The organism is Pontibacter beigongshangensis, assembly GCF_014332515.1.
GTDB lineage: Bacteria > Bacteroidota > Bacteroidia > Cytophagales > Hymenobacteraceae > Pontibacter > Pontibacter beigongshangensis.
Genome location: NZ_VFSD01000009.1, coordinates 128,435 through 141,337 on the forward strand (window position 1 = coordinate 128,435; position 12,903 = coordinate 141,337).

Sequence of the window (12,903 nt, forward strand, 5' to 3'; positions counted from 1 at the left end):
AGGTTGGCCAAACCCGCGCACCTCTGTTATGCACAGGGAGCCTGGCCTTCAGCATATAAACCACGAACTGGCTTCTGGTTGCTATCGATACAAGAAAAGAAGAATGACGAATATATTCACCCCAACCGCAGTTCATGCACCTGGAGCTATTCATGGGAACCCGACTCCTGGCAGCGCCTATTGGTTCCGGCGCCTGCTTTTTATAGTAGCATTTCTTTCGGCGGTAGCAGTACTTACCTCTGTGAGGGCGGCCGGTGTGGGTGCCCTCGATCTGCTGGCTGATAACGACTGCCCACCAAACCTGGTGCATTACTTCGGTTTCGATGAAAGTATGCCTGGATCATACCTCGATTATACTTCTAATACCTCGGCTTCTTGCACCTCCTGCCCGGCTCCGGTACCGGGCATGTTTGGGGGAGCACAGCGTTACAATGGTGGCAGCAGAGTCGATTTTGATCAGACAAAAAATTTCCAGTGGGGCCCTAACAGCAGTTTCACCATAGAAGTATGGGTTCGCACCACCGCCAGCTCAGGCACCAACCAAGTGCTGATAGGACGTGACGCCAAGGATTCGCCGGCGCACTGGTGGCTCGGTATCACGCCGGAGGGGTACGCCACTTTTGTGATCCGCGACAGAACCGGCAATATGGTAGGGCTTGGCGGCGACAACGAAGGCACCATCAAAAGAAAGATAAACGATGGTAAGTGGCACCACATAGTAGTGGTGCGCGACGGTACCACCAGCACCAAAGAAAGGCACACCACCAATAAGCTGTATGTGGATGGATATGCGATCTATAGCCTGGAGCATCCCTTCGGCGGCGACTATTTAAGCGCTTCGCCTATCAATATTGGCTATTTAAACCTGCAGGGTGGCTATGCCTACACCGGCGACATGGATGAACTGATGGTGTACGACAGGAATTTGTCTGAAACCGAAGTTAGGTCGCGGTACAACAATGGCGCGGGTGCCTACTGCGGGTCTGAAGAAGTTGCTGTAGCTATTGTGTCGGAGCCGCTCACCTATGGCGTGTTAGATCAGAACTATTTCTATGATGTGAATGCCACTGGCAGCCCGGCTCCCGCTTACACCCTGCTTGCTGCTCCCCAAGACATGCGCATCGACAGCAAAACCGGTATTATTACCTGGACACCAGCTGCCGCCGGAACCTTTACTGTGTCCGTACAGGCCGCCAACGGCCTGGGTGCAGCAGAGCAGCGCTTTACCATAACCATAAAAGAAGGAATAGGCGAGATCTCGGAAGTGGTGCACCATTGGATGCTGCACGAGATAGCCGGCACCCGCTACCGCGATTACTACACCCCCCATCATGCCCTGGCAGAAGAAGGCACCAGGCCAACCCCGATCACAGGTGTTATCTCTGGAGGGCAACGCTTTGATGGGGAAGATGATGGCCTTAACGTAATGGATAGCCCTAACTTTAACTGGGGCCCGGATGCCAATTTCACGATTGAGCTTTGGATGCGGACTACCACCACCGCCAAAGGAAACCAGGTGCTGATCGGGCGTAGTGCCAAAGACTCGCAGGTACAATGGTGGCTAGGCGTAAACCCCGCCGGGAATGCTGTTTTCGTGATGTTTGACTGGAGCAGGAAAGGTACTGCCGTCACCAGCGCTGGTAAAAAGTTGAATGACGGCAATTGGCACCAGTTTGTGGCTGTAAGAGATTCGAGGTCGAACAGCAGCAAGGTGTATATTGATGGAGAACTGGCAGGGGAGCAGACGTACCAGTTCCAAAACGGGTTTGGCAGCAGGAGCCCTGTAAACATAGGCTACTTGAACGAGGCCTCCGGCTACCATTATCAGGGCGATATGGACGAGGTGAAGCTGTTTGGCAGGCCTTTGAGCGCTTCAGAGGTAAAAGAGCGTTACACAGATGTTTATGCGGCCATTACGGAGCTCCTGTTATTTGAGGGCCATTATGCACACGGCTCTGTGCTTCTCAACTGGGAAACCATAAATGAAGTAGATGTGGCCAACTTTGAAATAGAGCGGTCAGAGGACGGCGAAATATTCACATCCATCGGTAAGGAGGCCGCCACCGGTCCAAGTACGGAGCGCCTGGCCTATACCTTCACAGATCCTGCGCCGCTCAGTGGCAGTGTTTATTACAGGCTCAAGATAAACAAAACCTCGGGCCTGTATACCTACTCCAGCATCATCCTTATCCAGAGCGGAGGCTTCTCCGGATCCACCTTTCTCTTGTATCCAAACCCGGTGGCAACAGGAGATGTACAAATAGAAGTGACTAAACTGCCGGAGCAGGAGGATATTATTTTTGTGGTATCTGACCTATCTGGTAAGCGGATTCTACAGGAGCAGGTAAAGACTGATGCTGACGGTACTCTGCACCTGGCCTACACGGTGGATTATAACCTTCGGCCCGGCATTTATAACATATCGGTTATAACGGGAACAAAAACCCTGAGCAGAAAGCTGGTGGTGGTGAAGTAGAGCAACTGTATATCCAGCTTAAAGACTGCATTTTACCTTCTCGGAACCAGAAATGGCATCACGTTGGCTAGAAACGACGCGCGTATGACGACACGATTTCTATCATTTATATCGAAGATGATACAGCCTCCTCCTATAGGGTGCTATCGCTGGTTATAGGAGTGAAGCAGCTTCTGGCCGAAATCTGCATTGGGAGCAAAGGAAGTGCTCAGGAGATTTAATTAAAAAATCAAAAATATTTTGCAACATGCTGAACTATAACATCGTATAAATCAATAGTACTGAGTAGTAGCAGTATAAAAAAACAGAGAGATCCTAAAGAAACGTCTTTACGATCGTAACCCTGGCAGGAGAGTTACGTAAAATACCTTATAGGAGCAGAAGCGGAGACAGGCAAAAAAAAATGGATGCCCACCAGTATGATGAGCATCCATAAGAAAGAGGAGCGAAAGAATAACCTACTCTTTAATCACTTTTAATGATTTGGAAACACCCTGGCTATCGGTGTAGCGCAAAATATAAAGACCGCTGTTTAGAGAAGATCCAGCCAGATCAATTACCAGCCTGTTGTTGTCCAGTTTCAGGTTACTGTTTTCTTTGTAAACAATTTTACCAGCCTGATCAATAATTACAACCTCCTGCAGTGTTACCTCCTTATCACCAAGGTCCAGTGTAATCATATCCCTGAACGGATTTGGATACGCAGTGGCATTAGTGAAACTTAAGTTAGTTTCTGCTGTTGTAGCTGCTGCCGTAGCACTGAGTCCACCAGAAATGGGCGATAAATTTTTGCCTGAAATAGGTCTCTCATCTGTACCATTTGGCAATGTCCAGCCAACCGCCAGATTATCACCACCACCACCTTGTATATGCAGCGCCTCAATGTAGTAGCGTTCGCCCGCTTTCAGCGAAATTGTAGCAGATTTCTGAGACGAATATTTTGTCCAATCTCTTGAGCCAGTCCAGTTGTGGGTATAAGCAATTCTTCTTTTCTTGGCAGGGTCCTCAGAAGTACTCAGGTATAATTCTGCCACATCATCGCCCGCAATCCAGAAAGTATAGTTGCCAGATGCAGGTGCCGTTACATAACCTCTGATCCTTTGGCCATAGTTGTTTCCTTGCTTGCCTGGTGCTTCAAAAGAGGTCAATTCAGAAGCAGAAGAAGGGTCTGTGGCTACTGGTATGTCTTTAATAGAAGTTCCGTGGGTTCCTGTCCATATCTCTCTGGTGATTTTACCGGTTGGAGCAAGAGAAGAAGTAGAGATAGAGGCAATTGGAGCAGAAGCACTTCCGAAGGTAGAGAGCCTGTTTCCTCCTATAGGTCTTTCCTGCGCACCATTTGGCAGCGTCCAGCCAACAGACAGGTTATCACCACCTGCATCTTCTTTATGCAGGGCTTCGATGTAGTAGCGTTTGCCTGCCTCTAGAGTAATAGCGGCTGATTTTTGTGAACTGTATTTTGTCCATTCTCTCGGGTTTGTCCAGCCATTGATTGAAGCAATCCTTGATTTTCTGGCAGGATCCTCAGAAGTGCTCAAATATAACTCAACATTGTTGTCGCCTGCCACCCAGAAGGTATACTGACCGGATACAGGAGCAGTCACATAACCTCTGATACGAGCACCATAACTATCCGCCACATTAGTAGGGGCCTCAAACACAGTAAGTTCCGCTGAGCTGGTAGGGGCTGAGTTTACTGGTATGTCAGATACATTAGCGCCACGAACATTCGCCCACATTTCACGAACTATTTTACCTGTTCCGCCTCCTGTAGGAGTAGTAAGGTCTGTTGCTAAATTGGCCTCACCTATCCTCACACTTACAGAAGCAGAGGTAGTAGTAGCACCTTTGTTGTCTGTGGCTTTGGCAGTCAGGATATAAGCACCAGTTTTGGCATTGTTCCAGGTGTAAGCGAAAGGGCTTCTGTTAGACTCACCCAGTTTGGTAGAGCCCTGGAAGAATTCAACTTTCGTTACTGAACCGTCAGCATCGCTCGCATTGGCAGTAATTTTTATTGAAGATCCTACTGTGATAGACTCATTTGCATTAGGAGAGGTTAGAGCAACTGCAGGGGCTTGATTAGAAGTAGTCGGAGCGGATCCGTTAGGTCCTAATTTGATGCCGTTTTGTTGCAGCTTTTGTGCCCAGCGGTTGGCTTCACCTTTTTCTGTGTCAGGAGTGATCGGGTTTGGCAGGTGCGTGTTTGATCTGAATGAAGCATGTTCCGCTACCGAGATGTCGTTTCTGTTTTCAGGGTTACGCCATTTTACGACGCCTATCACGTTGTGGCTGATGGAGTTAGAGAAGGTCGTGTTCTTTTTGTAGTAGTCTTTGCTCCACATGCCGGATGTATACATGGCATACTCTTTACCATCAGTATATTTGGCGGCTGTAATGGCTCTGTTGTTTTCGTAGCGGATGTTGTTACCGCCAGCGATCCCCATGGAGTAGTTTCCAAGGCCTACCAGTTGGTTTTCAGTGGCAGTTATGTAAGCAGGGCAGATGCTGATGTTTCCGTCTCCGTCTGTGATAATGCCACCGCCAGAGTATTCTGATTTAGTAGCAGGGTAGGGGAAAGCTCCTTGTATGTAGTTGTTATGAATACGGATAGGAGAGTCTGATGTACCGCGGGTGTTGTACATGTTGATGTTGTCTTCTACCAGCGATTTGTTGGCCTCGTTGATCACTTCATTCCAGGCGATCTCGGCATGGCGAACAGCATTTCTGAAATTAAACTGCACAAACTGCGAACGCTCAAAACCATTGTACACGCGGCCGTCTATGTTTTTTACCTTGTTGTAGCGGATTTTGATGGTCTGGCTGGTAGAGCCGTTGCCATCATAACTGGTGCCGAGGTAAATACCTGCTGTCGACTCCATGTAGTTATTCTCGATAACAATGTTTTTGAAGGCATTTACTGTTACGAAACGGCGCGGTTTCTTTGAGCCGCTATAAGGAGTTGGGTTAATGCCGTACCCGTTGCTGTTGCGTACTGTAAGGTCTGCAGGCCAGCTCCAGGATCTGATGAGGTAACCGGCACCCCGGATATTAGAATTAACAATTATAACAGGTTCGGATGTTTTGATGTCTACTGCGGGAACATTAGAGTCTTTAGATTCCCAGTTGCCGGTGTAGGTTCCGCCTTTGGTAATAACTATCGGACCGCTATAAGACTGAGCTGAAGTTTTTGATGCTGCAAAGTTTACTAAGAGGAAAGTGAAAAGAGCAAGCAAAGTCCGGCTTACCCTCTTTCGAGGGGTAAGAAATTGTGTATTCATCTTCTTTGGCTAAAAGTTGAAAATTAAAAAAAAATTATACTGTAATATTGCTTCAAACTGTGCATCGTACTTAAAAGTTCATTTTATAATTTTTGAAGCTTATAAAATTCCGATGCTAACAGGTGTTCATTTTTTAAAACGACTAAATTTTATTAGTCACAAATATAGATACCATTTTTTATAAAAAGCCAGTGTTATGTCATTTTTGTCTAAAAAAACTAACAGTACTTTAAAAAGTTATATTAATTTTTGCTTTAAAAGTGTATTTTAAGCTCATGAACAGCTTTTTTGAGCTGATTATGTAAAATAAAAAAATATTTCAACTATAAAAAATGATATTCTGTATTTAGTATTAATATTATGTAAAAATTAACAAAAATTATATTTTGGTAATTTAACTAGTGTTTATTGTATTACTTATGCGCTGTAGGGATATTCAAAAAACTCTATTTATAGTGGTTTCATTATATAGTGAATTTGTTATTTTTACAGAGGCCTGATGTTGGATATTTTTTATTTTTTGAAAAAGGTTACATTTTTTTTTAGATAAAAGAAGACCTCCGTAAAGGGGTTTGAAGCAGAAAAAAGCCGATATTTAGGAAGAGGTGGGGGTAATGGGACATATTTTTTCTGGTATCCTGATTAGTAGCACTTTGCAAGACTGCAGGCAGGGTTTGGGATGCAGGATAATTTTTTATTTTTCTGTTGAAACCGAAAAATAAAATTTTGGATACGGAGAAGTTGTGGGGTGTAGGCTATTTTTTTTTATGGAGGCTCATTATTTTTTTCAGGACAATCTCATTCACCCTGTTTTGGCCGCCTAAATAATTCTGGCCTTTCTGGAGATGCTTTTGGCAATTCCAGGCAATATCCGGCAATATTCTTACCACAGGTTTCATCAAGTACCATCACCTTAGAATTGTCGGGCTCGTTAGTGAAAAAGCGCTTGGCAGAGTACCCGAATTATTCTAATAAAAAATGCCCTTCAGAGGCCACTTCTGCATCTGCCCCTGCTGATCCTGTTTTTATGCGACAGGTAATACCTTCATGCACTTAATGCCTCCTAATGGTTTGTCGTTGATTTTGGCTTCTACTGCAACTAGAGTTGCCGGTGAGAACACATGGCAACGGCAAAAGGAATAGCCGGCTAAGAATTTTTTATGGAGCACCAACGCTGCTTCAAATTGATTTTTAAGAAAGCTTAGTGCTTCTGAAGCCACCAGACAGCAAATCTGCCATCATTTCTAATTATTAATTTGGCGAAGCTCTAAAACACCCCTTACTCTAACATGCGAGAGCAGATGCAGAAATGCTGGAGGGGCTATTTGATTAGAATAATTGAAATGATAGGTAGTGTTCTGCCTTCATCTTCCTATACGAGAGGGTGCACTTAGTGTGGGTGGGTAATAGCTCCTGCGGTTGAGGTGGCTGGCTGAGGACCGGGTACTATCTCTACTGAATCGAGTTTTTGTTGCCACTTCAGGTATTCTAGTCGTTCCATCTCTTTTGTGGCTTTTTCTTCCAGTATTATATTATCGAAGGTGTTGGCCGCTTTTTCTATACCTGCCATGATCTCATTTCGCCAGGAACCCGATTTGCCTACTACCGACAATGTATTTTGGTACATCCTGTTGTTGTAGGTAGCTTTGGTGTCGTAATAATCCCTGGCCCAGATGCCGCTCGTCCAGAAAGGATAAGCGGTTCCGTCGTCAAACGCTGCAGCCACAATGCCGGTGTTATTGTAAACCTCAATATGATTGCCGCCAGCAATGCCTATGCAGTAGTTTCCGAGCCCCACCAGCTGATTGTCATATATTTTAAGATGGGCGGTGGCCCGAAGAGAGTCGGTGCCCGGAGAGTCTGTAATGATGCCTCCGCCTGTATACTTTTTTTCGGTTACCGGAAATGGAAAGGCCCCTTCTATGTAATTATTATGGATGCGGATAGGGGAGTCGGGGGTGCCACGGGTGTTATAGATGTTAATATTATCTTCTACCAAAGAGTTTCCCTGCTCGTTAATAACCTCGTTCCAGGCAATCTCTGCGTGCGGGATAGGATTCACAAAGTTGAACTGCACGAACTGCGACCGCTCATACTCACCACCAAATACCCGCCCGTCTATGTTCCGGACCTTGTTGTAGCGTATTTTCACGGTTTGGCTGGTAGAACCATCGCCATCGTAGCTTTCTCCCAAGTAAATGCCGGCTGTTCCTACGAGGTAGTTATGCTCCACCACCAGGTTTTTGAAATTATTCAGCGTGATAAACCGGCGTGGTTTTTTCGAGCCTACATACATGGTGGGCCGGATACCGTAGCCAGTCGTATTCCGCACGGTAAGGTCAGCGCTGTGGCCCCAGGATTTGATCAGATAGCCTGCGCCACGTATGGTGGAGTTGGCAATGATAACCGGTTCAGAAGTTTTAATCTCCACGGCAGGCACGTTGGAGTTGCTGGAAACCCAATTACCGGTATAGGTGCCGCCTTTTATTATTACGATTGGCTCGTCAAATCCATTCGCTATGGCAGTGCCCACTGAAGGCTGGGAAAAAAGTACCCGGTAAGCCACTACACCTATGGTCATGGCCGCAGCCATAGCCAAACCAAGCCATAACATGCGGCTTAACCATAGGTGAAGCAGGTAAGTGTTCGACGGTTTATATAGTGAGCTCCGGGTTTGCTGCATTAGTTAACGATATATCCCAAAATCCTGCGTGCATAGCCATTCACCAGGTAATAAGGCACATAAGGCTTAGGGCAGTTTTTTAGCGTAAACCTGGTGAAATCGCGCAGGTTGCCGCCTCCTTTTATATCGAAGAGATGCTTGTAGAAGTTCTGGAGGCTCTTGCTTTTCCTGTTTTTGCGCTCCCCGCTTTCTTCAGGGTAGGTGTAGAGCTTCGCATCGTAGTTGCAGTATAGTGCAAATCCTCCTCTGGCAGCTGTGTGCGTAAAATCGTAATCAGCGACATAGTGCGGAAACCTTTCCTGATCAAAAAGCCCCACTTTCTCGAACACGGCTCTGGGAATAAGCAGGCCTCGGCCAGGCAACTGCGAAACACGGTGAATTCCCACCTGTTTCTCTTTCGGTAACTCCTGCAGCAGGTGCCGCACCCTGTTCAGCTTAAAATCAACTATCTCGCCGCCAAAGATAGGCTCACGCGTGTCTGCATCCATTTCCAGGGCTCCGATTACGGCATCAGGCTTTTGTTTGGCCCACTTATAGGTGTTTTCGATAAAGTCGGGCGCTACCTCTACGTCGTTGTTCATGGTCATAACGTAGTCGGTGCCCGATTGTAAGGCATGTTTGATGCCCATGTTCACGCTGGCAGTCCAGAACAGGTTGCCGTCTCCGAACAGGATGTCCACCTCTGGAAATTCTTCCCGCAGCATCTCTGCCGTGCCGTCTGTGGAGCCGTCGTCTACAATAATGACCTTAAAATCCTGGTTTGTCTGCTGGCGCAACGACAGCAGGCAAGCTTTGGTAAAGTGCTTTCTGTTAAAAACGGGTATAACTATATGTATCATGTTGCAATTCTTCTTAATGGTTAATCTCTTCTACTTCTTCCTAGGTGAATTTACTGTAGAACCTGGCGATATGTTCCGTTTTCAGGGTCCAGGTTTGGGTTTTTGCAAAACTGTAACCATGCCGGCCCATGCGCTCGCGCAGGGCGGGGTTGTCGTAGAGCTTTTCGACCGCTGCTGCCAGGGCGCTTACGGTCTCAACGGGAGCGGTGGCGGGCACTTTTATGCCTGCCTCATCCGGCACCAGGTTTTTGCCTCCGTGCAGGTCGAGGGTAACGATCGGTAAGCCATAGGCCATGGCCTCCAGGAACTGTGCGGCGGAGGAGTCGCGCAGGCTGCAGAACATGAACAGGTCGCTCTCGGTATAGGCTCGTTTCACTTCCTCCCAGGGTACTTGGCCTTTCCAGACTACCTTGCCCTGCAGGTTATATTGTTCCACCCACTGCGGCACGTAATCGTGCATCTGGCCGTCTCCCAGGATAATAAGCTTAAAGGGCACGTCCGGCCTTACCTGTCCGAGCGCCTCCATCACAAGGGGCAGGCCTTTTCGGGCAAACAGGCGGCCCACCCACACAATTTTGAGTTCTTCGGCAGGTGCGCGCACCGGATAGGCTGGGGGGTAGAAGGACTCGGGCAAGCTGGTATCCAGAAACATCTGGGCGTTTCGGGCACCGTTCACCTTCGCCATGTTATAGGTGTCTTCGTTGGTTGTGAGCACCAGCGAGGCGTGGCGCATCGCCTGCCGCACGTTCGGGTTAAAGGTCAGGAGCAGCCTGCTGATCCAGGAGCGGACCACCTCCATTTTCCACCAGCTGTAGAAATATTTCTTGAAGGCTTTCGGCGCTTCCTGCCCCCCGCCTGCCGGACCGAATATAAGCGGCTTGTTCAGGCGCCAAAGGGCCGTGCCGAGCTGCAGGCTCCCGATGGTGACGTGGTGCACCAGGTCAAAATTCAGTTCCTGGTCGAGCTGCCGGGCCGTTTTATAGGCCTGTTCCTGCCAATACATGTAATGTATGTAAAAGCCCAGGTGGTACTCAAAGGTTTTCTGCACCCAGGCGGGCACCTCCACAAATACGATGTGCAGGTTTGGCAAGGCCAGGCGCTCCACCTCAGCCAGAATATTTTCCTTGCCTTCTATGGTGGTGAGGCACCAGACCTCATGGCCCATCTTTGCAGTGTTCAGTGCCCAGTTCCAGCCATTGCCCAGCTCTGTGCCGCGGTTAGGCTCGCAGGCGTACGCAGATAGAAGTAACTTCATAGGGTGTTTTGGCTAGAGGCTGATGCTGAATATGTTCTTAAGCTTGGCCGTCACTTTATCGCGGATCAGGTAATTGAAGTTTCGCTTGTCAGACTCGATGTCGCGGATTACGAAGCGCGGGTGCCGGAGCGGAAACTCTATTTCCTGCTCATGTATCTGCGCCTTTTTATCGTGCAGGTTAAACGTGTGGGTGGCATCTTCGCCAAAACCAATGTTGCGGACCAGGTTTACTTCCGGCACAATGCAGAGGCCGGAGTTGCTGTAGACGGTGAACTCCCACTGGTAATCCCACACATCGCCTTTCTCTATGTTGGCAAAGGTTTCTTCGAGCTTGCTCAGGCGGTACATCTCCTCAAACTTGTTCAGGAAAATGCCATTCAGGTAGCCCTTCTGCTTCAGCTCCGGGTAATTTTTGATGTTGAAGTCGTAGAGCTGCCAGGCGCGCCGCCAGGTGGCCCAGCCCCAGCTGTTCACTTTGTTGGAAAAGTAATAGGAGTAGTCCGAGTCGTTGCGCCAGCCATCGAGGTAGTTGTTGCCGCTGATGTGCATCACGCGGGTATCGTACTTGTATTTCTCCAGCAGCTCCTGGCAGAACCAGAAAAAGCTCTTCGAGGGAATGCAGTCGTCTTCGAGGATAATGCCGGTTTCTTCGTTTTCGAAAAGCCAGGTTATGGCCTGCGACGGGGCCACGCCGCAACGCAGGTTCTGCTCCTGAAAAAGGGTTTTTACTTCGCAATCCCAATCTACCTGCTCCACAATTTTGCGGGTTTCGGCGCATTTCTCAACATCTGAGGGCACATGCGGCCGTGGCCCGTCGGCCGCCACATAGAGGCGCTTTGGCTTTACCTGCCTGATGCGGTCAAAAACTTTCTGGGTAGTGTGGGCTCTGTTAAAAATAATAAGCAGCACGGGTGTGTGCAACGGCTCGTCAAACGTAAGGGTACTCATATAGTAAGGGTAAAATATCTAAGTATATCTATCATACTGTTCTTGCGGAAACTAGTTGTGCTCTAAAAGCGGTTTGTTGCCAGGCCTGAACAAATTTTCCTTCAGTTCCCGTAGCCTGAGCTTCCTGCGCCAGGCCGATTGTTTCAGGTAGGTGACAGGGGCCGGCACTTCTTCCTCCATCAGCACGATGCCCCATCCTAGGATGGCATAAAAGAAAATAGGCAGTACGTAAGAGATGCCGAAAACAAAGCCGCTCAGGATAAAAGAAAGTAAAATGATCTGCCGGATAGTCATGAAGCGCGCCCTGAACGCATATTTGATGGTTTCCCAGGTGAGCAGCAGGAAAATCAGCAGGCCAGCCAGGCCGGTATAAAACAGGATCTCGATGTAAAAGCTGTGGAAGTGGTGTCCGTTGCCATCTTCAAACACCGGGCGACCCAGGTCTTCGCGGTAGAACTGTATGGGCAGCTCAAACCCCTCGAAGCGCATGCCCAGGAACAGGTTTTCCTCAATAAAGGGCACATAAGACAGCCATTGTTTGTAGCGCCAGCCGCCGGTTCCCTGGGTCTCGAAGTTTTCCATGTCAGAGAAACTGGCCTGCACCTTGTCTATGATCTCGGGGTGCATCGAGAACAGGAAGGCGCTGCTGGCAATACCCGCAATGATGCCAACCAGTATTATAGGAACAAGCTTGCCGAAATTGATGGGCTCCTCGGCCTTGAACTTTGTGAGCAGGTAATAAAAGAAGAGCACCACCGCTGTCGAAATCCAGACGGTGCGGTGCTGGAAGAAGAATATGGTCAGCAACACGAACAAGGCCAGGAACAGCTGCGTCATTTTGCCTTTGTAGAAGTAGTTGCTCAGGTAATACAAAAACGGAATCACGAGCATGTATACCGAAGAGGAGTGAACTCCGCGCTCATGGCCTGTAAAAGAGGAAATACTAAGGGTATGCGGATTCACGATCAGCACGTTCAGCCAGAAGCCGACCATTATGAACGTTACGACATGCGAGAACTTCAGGTAGAAGTTGCCTTTGTAAAAGGTGTAGATGAAGAAGGCGAAATAGAGTACGAACAGTTTCTGGAAAACGTGCGGGTACACCAGGGGGGTATTGTATTTATACATCGACTCCAGCACCATGCCCACCACATACACGTTCAGCAAAATGTAGATCATGCGCATGGGTTTGGACATGCGCTGAAATTTAAGCCAGCAGTAGCCAAACGACAGCGCGGCACAGCCCTTGAGCAGCAGATTCAGCATCATGTACTGAATGTTCTTGTTGCTGGGCGCCACCAGCTCCGTGAACATGTTGTCCATGAGCAGGATCAGCGCAATGGGAATAATAAATAAAAAGGTATAGTTGATTTTCATCTGCTTCTAAATGCTGCGTCGGGTCTTTTGTATTGTCAGGTTAAGTG

At 48.1% G+C, this 12,903-nt stretch carries 7 protein-coding genes; 1 reads left to right on the forward strand and 6 read right to left on the reverse strand.

From position 1 onward, the window contains the following. Positions 1-103: 103 nt before the first annotated feature. Entirely contained in the window at positions 104-2,476 is a 2,373-nt protein-coding gene (locus FJM74_RS09540; protein WP_187262368.1) for a LamG-like jellyroll fold domain-containing protein, read from the forward strand. A gap of 458 nt (positions 2,477-2,934) precedes the next feature. On the opposite strand, the gene FJM74_RS09545 is transcribed toward FJM74_RS09540, so the two are convergent. The 6 genes from FJM74_RS09545 to FJM74_RS09570 form a co-directional block, all read right to left on the reverse strand. Next, positions 2,935-5,754 carry a PA14 domain-containing protein gene (locus FJM74_RS09545; RefSeq protein WP_187262369.1) on the reverse strand — a complete coding sequence of 940 codons (2,820 nt, stop codon included), beginning with the start codon at positions 5,752-5,754 and terminating at the stop codon, positions 2,935-2,937. A gap of 1,390 nt (positions 5,755-7,144) precedes the next feature. Next, positions 7,145-8,368, reverse strand: a complete 1,224-nt coding sequence (locus FJM74_RS09550; protein ID WP_187262370.1) for a glycosyl hydrolase — start codon at positions 8,366-8,368, stop codon at positions 7,145-7,147. Between the two features lie 68 nt (positions 8,369-8,436). Beyond that, entirely contained in the window at positions 8,437-9,276 is an 840-nt protein-coding gene (locus tag FJM74_RS09555) for a glycosyltransferase family 2 protein (RefSeq protein ID WP_187262371.1), read from the reverse strand. A gap of 40 nt (positions 9,277-9,316) precedes the next feature. Continuing rightward, positions 9,317-10,531, reverse strand: a complete 1,215-nt coding sequence (locus FJM74_RS09560; RefSeq protein WP_187262372.1) for a glycosyltransferase family 4 protein — start codon at positions 10,529-10,531, stop codon at positions 9,317-9,319. Between the two features lie 12 nt (positions 10,532-10,543). After that, positions 10,544-11,479 carry a nucleotide-diphospho-sugar transferase gene (locus tag FJM74_RS09565; RefSeq protein ID WP_187262373.1) on the reverse strand — a complete coding sequence of 312 codons (936 nt, stop codon included), beginning with the start codon at positions 11,477-11,479 and terminating at the stop codon, positions 10,544-10,546. 51 nt (positions 11,480-11,530) lie between these two features. After that, positions 11,531-12,856: an O-antigen ligase family protein gene (locus FJM74_RS09570; protein ID WP_187262374.1), complete on the reverse strand. Its 1,326-nt coding sequence runs from the start codon at positions 12,854-12,856 to the stop codon at positions 11,531-11,533. Between the last annotated feature and the right edge of the window lie 47 nt (positions 12,857-12,903).